Below are 14,047 nucleotides of genomic sequence, written 5' to 3'. Positions count from 1 at the left end.
TTATCCGTTGGTCCTTTTCACTGAGTAAACTTCTGGCACTGACTTAATCTTGTCCACCAGACTGGTCAAGGTTGCCAGGTTGGAAATACCAAAGGAAACGTGGATGGTCGCAAACTTCATATCCTTGGTTGGCTGGGCATTAACCGAAGAAATGTTCTTGCTGGCATTGGTCAAAACCTTGAGAACATCGTTGAGAAGACCTGAGCGGTTGAGACCGTAGATGTCAATGTTTGCCATGTATTCCTTGGTCGAATTCTCATCCTCCCAGTCCACATCAATCAGGCGGACATCATAGTTTTCTTGGCTCTTGAGATTCATACAGTCTACACGGTGAACGGCTACCCCACGCCCCTTGGTAATGTAGCCGACAATTTCATCGCCAGGTACTGGATTACAACATTTGGCAATCCGTATCAGCAAGCCTGACGCCCCTTCAATCACCACGCCACCTTCGTGACGGATTTTCAGACTATCTTTGTTGTCGTGTTTGACTTCGCCACCGTTGACCAATTCATCCGCGACAGCTTTGGCCTTAGCCCGCTCAGCTTCGCGACGCTCTTTTTCTGTCAGACGGTTAAAGATTGATATGGCAGAAACTTCTCCAAAACCAACTGCCGCAAAAAGGGATTCGTCGGTCTTATAGCTGGTCTTTTGCAGGACCTCATCCATGTGACGACGGTCCAGGTATTGGTTGGGAACGTAGCCATTTTCTTGGAGTAGGTTCTGAAGCATCTCACGCCCTTTTGAAACAGACAATTCCTTGTCCTGGTTCTTGAAGAACTGCTTGATTTTATTGCGAGCCTTGTGGGTTTTAACCAGGTTGACCCAGTCACGACTTGGACCGAAAGAGTTGGCTGAGGTGATGATTTCCACCTGATCGCCTGTCTTAAGCTTGGTCGTCAGAGGCACCATACGGCCGTTGACCTTGGCACCTGTCGCCCGCTCGCCGACCTTGGTATGAATTTCATAGGCGAAGTCAATCGGTACGGAGTCCTTAGGCAATTCACGCACCGCACCATCTGGCGTGAAAACGTAAATACGCTCTGTAAAAATATCGTCCTTGACAGAATTTACAAAGGTTTGCGCATCCCCAGCTCCTTCTTGGAGTTCAATCAGGTTGTTAATCCAGCGCAACTCTTTTTCACTGGCAGTTGCCTTGCCACCACGCTTGTAAGCCCAGTGAGCTGCCACCCCGTATTCCGCCACCTGATGCATTTCCATGGTCCGAATTTGGAACTCGATTGGACCTCTCGGTCCGTAAACCGTGGTATGAATAGACTGGTAGCCGTTAGCTTTTTGGTTGGCAATGTAGTCCTTGAAGCGACCTGGCATAGGTTTCCACAATTCATGAATATACCCTAACATAGCATAGACATCGCTCGGAGTATCCATGATACAACGAATGGCAATCAAGTCATAGAGTTGATCAAACCGCTTTTTCTTATCGTGCATTTTGCGATAGATAGAGTAAATATGCTTGGGTCTACCGTAAATCTGACCATGTAGATGACGCTCTTCTGTATAGTCTCTTAGCTTATCAACAACTTCATTGACCAACTCTTCCCGTTCACGACGCTTCTCGCTCATCATTCGAGTAATCTTGTAGAATTCAATCTCATTGAGATAGCGGAAAGACATATCTTCCAATTCCCACTTGATAGAAGAAATACCTAGACGGTGGGCAAGCGGTGCATAGATTTCCATTGTTTCACGTGAAATACGTTCCTGCTTGTCCTTGCGCAAGTGCTTAAGAGTCCGCATGTTATGCAAACGGTCGGCTAATTTGACCAGAATTACCCGCATATCTTGAGACATAGCAATCAGCATATTTCGGTGGTTTTCAGCCAGCTGCTCCTCATGTGACTTATACTCAACCTTACCCAGCTTGGTCACACCACCGACAATATGGCGGACCTCTGGACCAAATTCAGCCTCCATATCATCCAAGGTTACATCCGTATCCTCAACCACATCATGTAAGAAACCACAGGCAACCGTCACAGCATCCAGCTTGAGTCCTGCTAAAATACCTGCTACCTGGATCGGGTGTACAATATAGGGTTCGCCCGATTTACGAAATTGGGACTTGTGTGCCTCTGTCGCAAAATCCAAAGCTTTCTTGACAAATATAACATCTTCTTCCGGTAAATAGGTGGCTGTCAAGGCAACCACTTCCTCCCCAGTGTAGTTAATTTCTTTCATATCTCTACTCTTCCTCTTATATTTCCTACTATTCTACCATTTTCACGAAAAAAGAAAAAGGAATCTAACATAAGACTACTAATTACAAACAATCTAAACCAAGTTCAGATTCAGCGAACGTTCTTGTTTTCTTTCGTTTTCTTGTTGTTTTCACTCATTTTTCAAACGAACGTTCAGAATTAGTCTTGAATTTTGCATTTCTTAGCTGTATAATGATTGTAGAAGATTATTATAAAAAAGAAAATGGAGGATTCTTATGAATTTTCGTTTCAGTAAGTGTGCCATAGCACTCACACTAGCTCTCTTGGCTGCAAGCAATCCAAAATTAGCTCAAGCCGAAGAGATTCTCAACACAACTCCAGCTTCTTCAACAGAAGCAAGTCAGGCTGTACCAGTTGAAACTGACACCACAGAGAAAGCTGATAGTACAGAATCTCCTGCTCCAGCCACTACCGAAGCTGAAAATCCAAGCTCTTCCGAGACAGCTGAAACTAGTGATCCTACGAGCGAGACAACTGACACAACTGCTTCAGAAGCACGCACGGTCACTCCTGCTGCAACTGAAACTAGTCAGCCTGTTGAAGGACAAACTGTTGATGTTCGCATTCTCGCAACAACTGACCTCCATACGAACTTGGTCAACTATGACTATTACCAAGATAAACCAGTGGAAACGCTGGGTCTGGCAAAAACAGCTGTTCTTATCGAAGAGGCAAAAAAAGAAAATCCAAATGTTGTATTGGTAGATAATGGAGACACCATTCAAGGTACTCCTCTTGGAAATTACAAGTCTATCGTTGATCCTATTGAAGAAGGCGAACAACATCCTATGTACGCCGCCTTAGAGACGCTGGGATTTGACGTCGGCACACTTGGCAACCACGAATTTAACTACGGCCTTGCCTACCTCGAAAAAGTAATTCGTACAGCCAACATGCCTCTAGTCAATGCCAATGTCCTCGATCCGACTACGAAAGACTTTCTCTACACCCCTTATACCATTGTGAAAAAGACATTCACAGACACCGAGGGTAAAAAGGTTACACTAAATGTCGGTGTTACAGGGATTGTTCCCCCTCAAATTCTCAACTGGGACAAAGCTTATCTAGAAGGAAAAGTGATTGTCCGTGATGCAGTTGAAGCTGTTCGCGATATTATCCCAACCATGCGAGAAAATGGTGCAGACATCGTTCTGGTCCTTTCCCACTCAGGTATCGGCGATGACCAATATGAAGTCGGCGAGGAAAATGTCGGTTACCAAATCGCCAGCCTGTCAGGAGTTGATGCGGTTATCACAGGTCACTCCCACGCAGAATTCCCAGGAACTGCCGAAAAACCAAGCTTCTATGCTAAATACTCTGGCGTGGATGATACAAATGGTAAAATCAACGGCACTCCTGTCACCATGGCGGGTAAATACGGTGATCACCTCGGCGTCATCGACCTCAATCTGGTCTTTAAAGATGGCAAATGGACAACTACTTCTAGCAAAGCGGCTATTCGTAAAATCGATACAAAATCATCTGTAGCAGATGGTCGCATCATCGACCTTGCTAAAGAAGCTCATAACGAAACCATCAAATATGTTCGTCAACAAGTCGGTGAAACAACTGCTCCAATCAACAGCTTCTTTGCCCTTGTTCAAGATGATCCTTCTGTACAGATTGTTAACAATGCACAGATTTGGTATGCAAAACAACAGTTGGCGGGTACCTCAGAAGCTAATCTACCAATCCTATCTGCGGCTGCACCATTTAAGGCTGGTACTCGAGGCGATGCTTCAGCCTATACAGACATTCCTGCTGGCCCAATCGCCATCAAGAACGTAGCAGACCTTTACCTCTACGACAACGTTGTAGCCATCTTAAAAGTCAACGGTGCCCAACTCAAAGAATGGTTGGAAATGTCCGCAGGGCAATTCAACCAAGTTGATCCAAGCTCAACAGAGCCACAAAACCTAGTCAACACAGATTTCCGCACTTACAATTTTGACGTTATTGACGGAGTAACTTATCAGTACGATATTACGCAACCAAATAAATACGATCGTAATGGTAAGGTAGTCAACGAAACTGCCAGCAGAGTTCGGAATCTGCAATACAATGGGCAAGATGTGACGGCTGATCAAGAATTCATCGTCGTGACCAACAACTACCGTGCAAACGGTACTTTCCCTGGGGTCCGCGAAGCTTCTGTCAACTACTTGCTCAACCTGGAAAACCGCCAAGCCATCATCAATTATATTATCGCTGAGAAAGTTATCAACCCTACGGCAGACAATAACTGGACCTTTACAGATAGCATCAAGGGACTCGACCTCCGCTTCTTGACAGCAGATCGTGCGAAAGCTCTAGTTGCTGACCAAGAAGGTATTGTCTACCTACAGGCTTCAACTGCCAGCGAAGGGTTCGGTGAGTTCAAATTCGTCTATACTAAACCTAAAGTAGTGACTCCAGATGAACAGCAGTCAGATCAAGGTAACACAGGTCAAGATATTGTACTCGAATCTGGTCAACGAATTACTCTTCCAGCGGTAAATCCACCAGCTCCTGCTCCACAACATAAATTGGCTAGTCCACATTCACAAGCGAGCACCAAGACACTCCCTGCAACAGGAGAAGCTACCTCTATGCTTAGTCTGCTTGGTCTCACTTTGATTGGTTTTGTCGGCGCATGGACTAAGAAAAAAGAACATTAAAATAATCAGCAAGAGTTTGGGAGCCCAAACTCTTCTGTTTTATAAAGGAGAAATTATGTTCCAAAACATTCCACGCCTTACTAGCGCAACCTTATGCCTACGCCTCATCCGAGAAAACGATTTGGAAGACCTCTGGGAAATCTATTCCAACCCCATTCACTTTCAGATGACACCCAACACCTCCACACAAAATAAAGAAACTCTCCGCAAGCGTATCGGTCATTTCCAAAGAGATTTTGACAAGAAAAAACGCCTGTTTCTAGGAGTAGAATGCGGGAGGAAATTGATTGGCGTTTTGGAAGTTTTTGACCACAAGAAACGGTCTGCGTCGGTGACCATTGGTTATCGGATTCACCACGCCTTCTGGAATCAAGGTCTGGCTAGCCAAGCAGTTAGCCTGCTCTGCCATTACTTGATAAAAGAATGCCAAATAAAAGAAATCGTCGCCCTCGTCCTACCCGAAAACCAAGCCTCACAAAAGGTACTGATAAAGAATAGCTTCCAACAAATCGGGCGAGTTGAGGAAGACTGGAAGGGATTGGGACAAGTTAACCTTTTAAGGTTTGAACGAAGACAGTAAAAAAAAACAGGGCAATAATCAAGAGCTTGTTTTTTCAAGCTCTTTTTTTACCCTCATATACTCTCTAGATGAATTAATCAAAGCATATAAAAATAGCTCGAAGACGTACTCGAGCCGTTTTTATATTTATATCGCTACTCCCAATAAATCGGTACATAGCGGGTTTCTTTGGGACTTTTTACTGTATAGGTTCCCAAATCTACCCAGTTTGATTGATTCGCTAACCGCTGCTCTACTCTAAACTCCTGACAAAGTATCGTTGTTTCCAAGCGAATGTTTCCATACTTCCTTGCAAAAACAGGGTAAGAAACGCTTTCTGAAGCAAAAATGAGATTCCCCAAAGCCGTTTTTCTAGGACGACTAAACTCCATAATTCTGCCTTCTTCTCCACCGTAAATCGAAGAAATCAGATTTTCACTCATAATGGTTTCATGATAGGTTGCTTCGAGAGAAGTACGACTATCAGACGCTTGAAAACCTCGACTAGACGTACTCGATAATTGACGAATAAAAGCCTTTCTCACTTCATGATTTTCAAACTCATAGGTCTGCTCTGTTGCTTGATTATACAAAACCAATTCCGAGATAATCTGATAGCTAGTCCCTGGAACTCTACCAAATTGATTAAGAGCAACAAAGACTATCAAGAAAAATCCAAGAGCAGCAAAAATAGGGGTACTCAATCTTTTCATGGGCAATCTCCATCACATATCTCCTCAATCTTCGCTAATTGCAACGACCATTGAGCTATGAACGAATCCATCATGATCCTGTTTGTTCGAATCGTTCGGAGCGATACATTCACTATTTGCTAACGTGTTTTCGGGACAAACTTCTTCCTTAAAACGACAGATCATTCATCTTTATCACAACTTATAGTATATCAACATATTTTTTAAAAAACAACTAATCAAGTATGTAAATGTAAACCAAATCATGTAAAATATGACCAAATAACTGCAATCACGATGGCTGGCAGCATATTGGCCACGCGAATCTTTTTGTCCCAAACGATATTGACACCGACACAGAAGATGAGGGCGGAGCCGATAAAGGAGAGATTGGCAAGGGCTTAAGCCGTCATCAGAGGCTCAATCAAGCGCGCCAAAAGAGTCACAGAGCCTTGAAAAATCAAGACCGGTACTGCGGAAAATCCTGCTCCCTTACCCAGACTTGCTGTCATGATAAGGATGATGATAAAGTCCAGAATGCTCTTAATGGCGAGGAGGGTATAATCTCCTGTCAAGCCGTCTTGGATTGAGCCGATAATTGCCATGGCTCCGATACAAACAGTCAGGGAGGCGGTCAAAAAAGCATCCAAAAACTGAGAGTCCTGACCATTGCCAGACTTTTCACGCAGCCAGATACCCAGCTTTTCAAACCAGCCTTCGATATAAAGGACCTCGCCTAGAAAGGTCCCAAAAGCCAGACTGAGCACAAAGAGCAGGGTGTTCTGGGTGACCAGTTGACCATTTTCCACTCTTAAAAGACCTGTCAGCGTTCCCGAAATCCCTAAAAATAGAATAGCAATGCCGCTGGCCATCGTCAATCCCGACTGATGCCGTTCTTTCAGTAAATGTCCAAACCAAGACCCTAGCAAACCTGCTAGGGCAATGGCCACCGTATTGATAATCGTACCTAAGGCAAACATATACTACCTCAACAATTCCGTCGCGTAGCTAATGGCAGAAAGGGCATAGAGTGGAGCCGTCTCCGCTCGTAAGATACGAGGTCCTAGACCTGTCTTGACCGCTCCTGCTCCTTCAAATGTAGCGACTTCCTCAGGCGACACGCCACCTTCTGGACCGATGATAACAAGGACTGACTGACCAGCTTCTAAGCCAGACAAGATTTTCACTAGATTGGCTTGTTCGCCCTCTTTAGCGGCCTCTTCATAGGCTAAAATAATCTGGTCAAAGTCTGCTAGTTGGGCTAGGAAATCCGCTTTTTTCTCAAATAATCGAACAGCCGGAATGCGATTGCGTTTGCTTTGTTCGGCTGCGCCTTGGGCGATTTTTTCTAACTTTTCTGCTTTTTTTGCCAGTTTTTTACCGTCCCATTTGACCACAGACCAGTCAGCTGGAAAGGCCCAGAGGGCTGCCATACCTAACTCTGTTGCCTTTTGAGCGACAAATTCGAGCTTATCTCCCTTGGGAAAGCCCATGGCAATGGTCACGGAAACGGGTAATTCAACATTGTCTACCAGTTCTTCGATAATTTCAACAGATTGGCTCTGGCTGTCCACTACCCGTGCCAAGCGTTTGATGCCGTCATCAAAGACCAGGACAATCTGGTCGTCTGCCTGCAATCGCATAACAGAAAACATGTGCTTGGCAGTGTCCTTATCGGTAATCTGGAAAACACCCTGTGGTGCTCTGCCATTGACAAAATACTGCTGCATCCTAGCCTCCAATCACACCTGAGCGGTCAGCTGTTTTCTTGAAGACGCAGCAATTCCACTCGCCCTGAATCATGTGGGTCTCAAGGAAGAAGCCCGCCGCCTCCGCAGATGCTCGCACCATGTCCCACTTGTCCGCGATGATGCCGCTCATAATCAGATAGCCCTCGTCCTTGACCAGACGGTAGGCATCCTCGGTCAGATGGATGAGAATATCCGCCAAGATGTTGGCAACGATAACTTCTGCTTTAATATCAACGCCACGAAGGAGATCACCTGCCGCAACATGAATATTGCTGGTGTGGGCGTTGAGGTCAATGTTTTCCTGGGCCACACGCACCGCCACTTCATCCAAGTCATAGGCGTAAATCTCCTTAGCACCCAAGAGAGAACTTGCAATGGAGAGGACGCCTGAGCCTGTGCCGACGTCAATGACCGTTTCGCCACCACGCAGAACCTGCTCCAAGGCAAAGAGGCTCATCTTGGTCGTCGGGTGGGTTCCCGTACCGAAAGCCATACCTGGATCCAGGCGGATAATCTTCTCACCAGCAGTCGCCTCATAGTCGGTCCAAGACGGCACAATGGTCAAATCATGGGTAATGCGGGCTGGCTCATAGTATTTCTTCCAGTTGTCCGCCCAGTCTTCCTCTGCCAATTCCTGACTTTCTAGGCTGACCTGACCCGTTTCCAAGCCAAAGCCTGTCAAATCCGCCAATTGAGTCGCCAAGTCTGCCTTAACTTCCTCAATATCTACAGTATCAGGATAATAGGCCGTAATTGCAATCATATCCGACTGCTCCACCTCGGGATAGAGTTCACCAAAACGGTCCTCCTGTCCCACATAGTCAGCCGAGTCGCTAATCGCCACCCCCTGACTGCCCGTTTCAATCATCAGATTTGAAACTGCCTCTTCTGCATCACGATGCACGTGAATCATTAATTCTTGCCATGAGTTCATGTTTGTTGTTCCTTTTCTTTTCTATGCGTCAATCACTGTATTATTGTACCGATTTCTAACCTATTTTACAAGTTAATGTTATAAGGTAAGTAAAATCAAAATAATTTTCGAATAAATGAAACGATAGGAAAATCTGAGCGGTGGTTCTGATTTCTGAAAGGTGGTGGTGCCTATGCAAATAGACACAAAATCCAACGGAAAGGAGAACCTAATTTGTCAGCAGATGAACTAATGGTCATCATAGCTTTTGCAAGCTTACTTGTAAATATGCTTGGTTTGATCATTACAATCATCGTAACCATGCTAGATAAAAAATAGACCGCCCAAGATTTCAAGCTGGCGGTCTATTTTGTCCAAAAGCCGAACCATCGTTATGGTCCTGTCAGGGCGTTGAGCTGGAACTCAGCGCCTTTTCTATTTTTATAGTAGCAAAAGTTTCACACGCAGTCAAGCAAGAGAGGAAACGGAATGTCAAATAGAATCTATTACCCTCAATTCTATACCTACTGCACCATATTGTTCTAACTGTTCTCGCGAATAGTAAACTTCCATATCTTCTGGTTTCGCCTCTCTGATACTGCTTTGCGTATACCCCCAAGATAATAAATCCAGTTCTTTGTATAACTGAGCAAAATTATCAAATATGTGAAGATCTAATACTTGCACCTCGATCGTTTGCGTCTGATTCTCTGTACAATAAAAACGGATGCGATCTCCAATTTGTATATGCTTGCGCTTCTCATCGTAAAGTCGTAGCTCAATGGTCTTCTGACCAGACTTCATCATTTCAAACGGTTTTGGAGCCAGTAACATTTCATGAACCATCTCAATACCTCGGATACGGATAAAATTCCCCTTCCACCAAGTCTGCTCTGCCTTTTTCAAAAGCCTCACCGTCCCAAGCAATCGCGAACTCTTGGGCTTCTGGGTCCGCCAAAAAGTCCATGAGGTCGTCTAAACCTTGGTCGGCGGTGTCCTTGAGAAAACCTGCGAAGTAGGTCAGAAACTCTGCTGAAAAGCCCTTCTTGGCGTCAAATGGCAGAGCGACCAGGTAGTCTTCCGCATCAAAGCGGGACTTGTCCTGGTTGTAGAAAAGGACATACTCCTCCAAGAAAATATCCTCCGCAGAAGCATTGCCTTCGTCGTCCACCGTTTCAACCCCAGCCGAGTTCTGTGCTTCCAAGATAAAAGCCAGCTCAACTGCGTGGTTTTTCTTGTCCCAGTTGAGCTCGTAATCGTAAGTAAAATGTTTGTCCAGTGCCGCTTCCAGCACATCTAAAAAGCCATGTTTCGCCATCCTATTTCCTCTTTTCTATAAATTCCAATAAATTTATTTCTCGACCGTATTTGACGGAAGACTGCTTGTCTTTCTCAAAAATGGACTTGGTTAAATCTAGTTGATTCACCGCTGCCAAGGCTACAGCATAGTGAATAACGTCAGCTAATTCTTCTGCCAGACGAGCAGAGCTGTCGTCTTCGCCATCCATCATCTTGCGGCCTGCACGTTGATTCAGTAGCTCTGCCACTTCACCAATTTCTTCCACTAATTTCATAAAGAGACTTTGCTCTGGAACTGTCGTCCCATAGTGGTCACGCAAGTATTCTTCCAAAACACCCACCGTCAACTCCGTCATCTTCGTTTCTCTCCAAATCCTAAAATTGTAGTATAATGATTATACCATAAATGCACTGAAAGGAAGCCTATGCCAGCCAATCTCGCCCTTCGTATGCGGCCAAAATCCATTGATGACGTCATCGGTCAGGAACACCTGGTCGGTCCTGGAAAGATTATCCGTCGCATGATTGATGCCAATATGCTGTCGTCCATGATTCTCTACGGTCCGCCTGGGATTGGCAAAACCTCGATTGCGTCCGCTATTGCTGGCACGACCAAGTATGCCTTTCGGACCTTTAATGCCACGACCGACAACCAAAAACGCCTGCAGGAAATCGCTGAAGAAGCTAAATTTTCTGGCGGTCTGGTCCTCATGCTCGATGAAATCCACCGTCTCAACAAGACCAAGCAGGACTTTCTACTTCCTCTCTTGGAAAATGGCAATATCATCATGATTGGGGCAACGACTGAAAATCCATTTTTCTCAATTCTGCCCGCCATTCGTAGTCGGGTGCAGATTTTTGAATTGCATCCTTTGCAAACCAGCCACATCCGACAAGCCTTGGAACTGGCTCTGACAGACACCGATCGTGGTTTTGATTTTCCCGTCACCATTGAGCCTGAGGCTCTGGACTTCCTAGCCAATGCTACCAACGGTGACCTACGTGCCGCTTACAATTCGCTAGAACTGGCTGTACTTTCGACCAAGGAAAGCAAGGACGGTAGCCGCCACATTGATCTGGATGCCGTAGAAAATAGCCTGCAAAAATCCTACATCAGCATGGACAAGAACGGCGATGCCCACTACGACATTCTCTCAGCCCTGCAAAAATCCATTCGAGGCAGTGATGTCAATGCCAGCCTCCACTACGCCGCTCGTTTGATTGAGGCAGAAGACCTGCCTAGTCTGGCTCGTCGCTTGACGGTCATTGCCTATGAAGACATCGGCTTGGCCAATCCAGATGCTCAGATTCATACGGTGACTGCACTTGAAGCGGCTCAGAAAATCGGCTTTCCAGAGGCTCGCATTTTAATTGCCAATGTAGTAGTCGATTTGGCTCTTTCTCCCAAGTCTAATTCTGCCTATCTGGCTATGGAGGCAGCTCTGACTGATTTGCGGAAAAATGGTCATCTGCCTATTCCAAATCACCTGCGGGACGGCCATTATGCTGGTAGTAAGGAGCTGGGAAATGCTATTGGCTACCAGTATCCGCACGCCTATCCTGAAAAATGGGTGGACCAACAATACCTGCCCGACAAGTTACTGAATGCGGACTACTTTACCGCCAATGACACCGGCAAATACGAGCGTGCCTTGGGCATGACCCAAGAAAAAATCAAGCATCTAAAACAAAATAAGAAAAAAAGTTGATAACGTTTTCATTTTTTGCCGATTTTCTCTTGATTTTTTTTAAAAATGTGGTAATATTAAATCATAAATAAGAACTGCTGTGGTATACGAATTCATACCTATGTGTTGACCGACTATTTTTGTATTACTAGGGAGACAAAGATCTTTTGGCAGTATGCAGGCTGGTACACCCAGAAGCAACTAAGTCAAAAACACGTCACCCACCTGCTTCTAGCGTGCGGGATCAATACAATTCATGAATAACCGGTACCAATACAGCATTTTTATTTTGCCCTTCCTTAGCTCAGCTGGCAGAGCAGCGGACTCTTAATCCGTGGGTCGTAGGTTCGATCCCTACAGGGAGGATTGGTTGATATGAGGAAAGTCTTGTTTTATCAAGGCTTTTTCTCGTTTTTTGAGTGAATTTGTTCTACATTTGTTCTACACTTTATTTTTTATACTTTTCTTCATCAAAGGTCACCAGTCTACGAATTTCATCATGATTCTCAACTTCTATTTCCTTCATAAGATGACCATAAGTTTCAATTAGTTGTTTAATATCTTTATGTCCCAATACTTTTGCCACCACCCAAATATCAACTTTTTTTGCTAATAAGTAACTTCCGTAAGTATGACGAGTACCATTCGTTGTCATGGTTGCTGGCAACTCTAGCTTTCTCAATACTTTACGCAAATATTTTACAATTGCAGTACATGTAGGGACTCCATACAAATAATTGAAAAAAACCAAGTTTTCAGTATTCTCTACACCTCGTTCACTCAACACTTTTTCTTGCTCTCTTCTTAATTTCAAAAATATTCTTGCCATTTCTGGACTTATGGGTGTTTCTCGAACTGACCAAGGTGTCTTAGGCCCATAGAATTTCTTTTTGTCACCAGAATACCTTCTATATGTTTTTAAGACCAATCTTTCAAAATCTATATCTTCCCAACAAATTGCAGCTCCCTCTCCTGGACGATAGCCTGTCGTAAAATATGTATATAGCATATATGGAATAACAGATTTTTCATAGTCCATTATAGATTTTAGATATACTAATATTCTTTCATAATCCTCTGTACTATCTATATACTTTTCCTCTGGTGATTTCCGAGACTTCTCACCCTGTATTTTAACTCCGTCAGTAAAATCTGATATTAATGCCCCATCACGACTTGACATAGCAATAACATTTTTTACTACTGAATTAAACCTTGAAACTTGATCTACTAAAACCCTAGAACAATAGTCATTTATAAAGTCCTGATACTCACTATGAGTTATCTTATTTGCAGGAACAGAATTAAAATACTCTTTGATTACCTTCCCACGTTGAATATGTTTATCTTTTGAGGATTTACTCAACTTACTAGGAATAATTACCAAACGATGCCATTCAATCCACATTTCATATAATGTAGCGTTTGTTTTAAAAACAGATCTTACAGCTAATTTTTGCTCAATTGCTCTTGCTTCATACATTGCTTCCTTTTTTGTCCGAAAACCTGAACCAAATGCAATCAATTGGCGATCTTTTCCATAAATTCTATAATCCCATAGTTTCTTTTTACCTCTTTGTCTATATGTAGCCATTTTTCTCCTTTAAAAAAATCAAGGAGTTTATCCCTGATAGTATATCATATTTACTTAAACAATAATATTGACGCAAAATTTTCTTCAAAATATTTCCGAGTTTTACTTGCCAAAAATCTATATGGACTGCCTTTACCTGATGGATACAAGACGAATCCATCTTTGTTTTGCTCAATATCCATCTCATTTTTAAACCTTGGATTTAATAGAATATCGTTGATTAATGTACTACGACTGACTGACAATAATTCTAAAACATCATCTACAACCCACCATTTGCCCTCTTCAGTTTTTGAAAGTAACTGTAAGTACTCATCTTTATCAACTACCACCAAATTTTCTGGAATAGGAATTGAAACATTAAAAACTTGACTCTGTTTTACATCTCTTCTCTCTAATAACGCTACCATTTATTACTCCTTTCAATTTCCGAACAAATTCTTTTCCAGGAATGGGCACGTCGGAGCGTTTTTCCGAACTATTTCTTCTCCTGGAATCGGCACGTCGGAATGTTTTTCCGAACATTTTTACACGTGAGACCAAATAAAAAAGCAAGCCACTTAGTGACCTGCTTCTAAGTTAAAATGAAATTGGCTAGATTCTAAATCTCACCGATAATATCATAAACTTTATCAAAATTATCACGTTTGA

13 protein-coding genes, 1 tRNA gene, 1 other RNA gene and 1 pseudogene are annotated in these 14,047 nt (G+C 43.6%); 6 read left to right on the top strand and 10 right to left on the bottom strand.

Features of this window, described 5'->3' with window-relative positions; translation table 11 throughout:
• The gene (locus tag K5Q34_RS03295; protein ID WP_014636726.1) at positions 1–2,202 is read right to left on the bottom strand and encodes a bifunctional (p)ppGpp synthetase/guanosine-3',5'-bis(diphosphate) 3'-pyrophosphohydrolase; all 2,202 of its coding nucleotides are present in this window, start codon (positions 2,200–2,202) and stop codon (positions 1–3) included.
• 256 nt (positions 2,203–2,458) lie between these two features.
• On the opposite strand from K5Q34_RS03295, the gene sntA reads away from it, so the two are divergent.
• Positions 2,459–4,900: a bifunctional 2',3'-cyclic-nucleotide 2'-phosphodiesterase/3'-nucleotidase gene (gene sntA, locus K5Q34_RS03290; protein ID WP_205026805.1), complete on the top strand. Its 2,442-nt coding sequence runs from the start codon at positions 2,459–2,461 to the stop codon at positions 4,898–4,900.
• Positions 4,901–4,955: 55 nt separating this feature from the next.
• Positions 4,956–5,480 (top strand): GNAT family N-acetyltransferase, encoded by a 525-nt coding sequence (locus K5Q34_RS03285; protein WP_044769025.1) that lies wholly within the window; start codon positions 4,956–4,958, stop codon positions 5,478–5,480.
• Positions 5,481–5,614: 134 nt separating this feature from the next.
• Here K5Q34_RS03285 and K5Q34_RS03280 read toward each other — a convergent pair whose 3' ends face one another.
• The 4 genes and pseudogenes from K5Q34_RS03280 to prmA form a co-directional block, all read right to left on the bottom strand.
• The gene (locus K5Q34_RS03280) at positions 5,615–6,172 is read right to left on the bottom strand and encodes a hypothetical protein (RefSeq protein WP_024407692.1); all 558 of its coding nucleotides are present in this window, start codon (positions 6,170–6,172) and stop codon (positions 5,615–5,617) included.
• A 242-nt stretch (positions 6,173–6,414) separates the two neighbouring features.
• Positions 6,415–7,131, bottom strand: a pseudogene (locus K5Q34_RS03275) (DUF554 domain-containing protein).
• A 3-nt stretch (positions 7,132–7,134) separates the two neighbouring features.
• Positions 7,135–7,881, bottom strand: a complete 747-nt coding sequence (locus K5Q34_RS03270; RefSeq protein ID WP_208498289.1) for a 16S rRNA (uracil(1498)-N(3))-methyltransferase — start codon at positions 7,879–7,881, stop codon at positions 7,135–7,137.
• A 1-nt stretch (position 7,882) separates the two neighbouring features.
• Positions 7,883–8,836 (bottom strand): 50S ribosomal protein L11 methyltransferase, encoded by a 954-nt coding sequence (gene prmA / locus K5Q34_RS03265; protein ID WP_221864513.1) that lies wholly within the window; start codon positions 8,834–8,836, stop codon positions 7,883–7,885.
• A 213-nt stretch (positions 8,837–9,049) separates the two neighbouring features.
• On the opposite strand from prmA, the gene K5Q34_RS03260 reads away from it, so the two are divergent.
• Positions 9,050–9,154, top strand: coding sequence for a putative holin-like toxin (locus K5Q34_RS03260; RefSeq protein ID WP_221737275.1), 105 nt, complete (start codon positions 9,050–9,052; stop codon positions 9,152–9,154).
• A gap of 153 nt (positions 9,155–9,307) precedes the next feature.
• Here K5Q34_RS03260 and K5Q34_RS03255 read toward each other — a convergent pair whose 3' ends face one another.
• The 3 genes from K5Q34_RS03255 to K5Q34_RS03245 are packed head-to-tail and all read right to left on the bottom strand — an operon-like array spanning position 9,308 to position 10,470.
• Positions 9,308–9,661 (bottom strand): ASCH domain-containing protein, encoded by a 354-nt coding sequence (locus tag K5Q34_RS03255; RefSeq protein ID WP_172114881.1) that lies wholly within the window; start codon positions 9,659–9,661, stop codon positions 9,308–9,310.
• 1 nt (position 9,662) lies between these two features.
• Positions 9,663–10,133 (bottom strand): DUF3013 family protein, encoded by a 471-nt coding sequence (locus K5Q34_RS03250; protein ID WP_172114879.1) that lies wholly within the window; start codon positions 10,131–10,133, stop codon positions 9,663–9,665.
• A 1-nt stretch (position 10,134) separates the two neighbouring features.
• On the bottom strand, positions 10,135–10,470 hold the full coding sequence (locus tag K5Q34_RS03245) for a MazG nucleotide pyrophosphohydrolase domain-containing protein (RefSeq protein WP_172114877.1): 336 nt from the start codon (positions 10,468–10,470) through the stop codon (positions 10,135–10,137).
• A gap of 69 nt (positions 10,471–10,539) precedes the next feature.
• Between K5Q34_RS03245 and K5Q34_RS03240 the strand changes: the two genes are divergently transcribed.
• The 3 genes from K5Q34_RS03240 to K5Q34_RS03230 all read left to right on the top strand — a co-directional run bounded on the left by K5Q34_RS03240 (position 10,540) and on the right by K5Q34_RS03230 (position 12,168).
• Entirely contained in the window at positions 10,540–11,823 is a 1,284-nt protein-coding gene (locus tag K5Q34_RS03240) for a replication-associated recombination protein A (RefSeq protein ID WP_172114875.1), read from the top strand.
• 71 nt (positions 11,824–11,894) lie between these two features.
• A non-coding RNA gene (gene ssrS / locus K5Q34_RS03235) (6S RNA) lies at positions 11,895–12,088 on the top strand.
• Positions 12,089–12,095: 7 nt separating this feature from the next.
• Positions 12,096–12,168, top strand: a tRNA-Lys gene (locus K5Q34_RS03230).
• 82 nt (positions 12,169–12,250) lie between these two features.
• Here the strand turns inward: K5Q34_RS03230 and K5Q34_RS03225 are convergent.
• Together K5Q34_RS03225 and K5Q34_RS03220 are read right to left on the bottom strand one after the other, a co-directional pair.
• On the bottom strand, positions 12,251–13,396 hold the full coding sequence (locus tag K5Q34_RS03225; RefSeq protein ID WP_205028553.1) for a site-specific integrase: 1,146 nt from the start codon (positions 13,394–13,396) through the stop codon (positions 12,251–12,253).
• Between the two features lie 50 nt (positions 13,397–13,446).
• The gene (locus K5Q34_RS03220) at positions 13,447–13,806 is read right to left on the bottom strand and encodes a DUF771 domain-containing protein (protein ID WP_205028554.1); all 360 of its coding nucleotides are present in this window, start codon (positions 13,804–13,806) and stop codon (positions 13,447–13,449) included.
• Positions 13,807–14,047 lie beyond the last annotated feature (241 nt).

This window comes from Streptococcus sp. 2018110 (assembly GCF_019754115.1).
Taxonomy (GTDB): domain Bacteria; phylum Bacillota; class Bacilli; order Lactobacillales; family Streptococcaceae; genus Streptococcus; species Streptococcus hashimotonensis.
The sequence above is the reverse complement of the archived record's forward strand: the minus strand, read 5'-3'. Positions and strand labels throughout refer to the sequence as shown.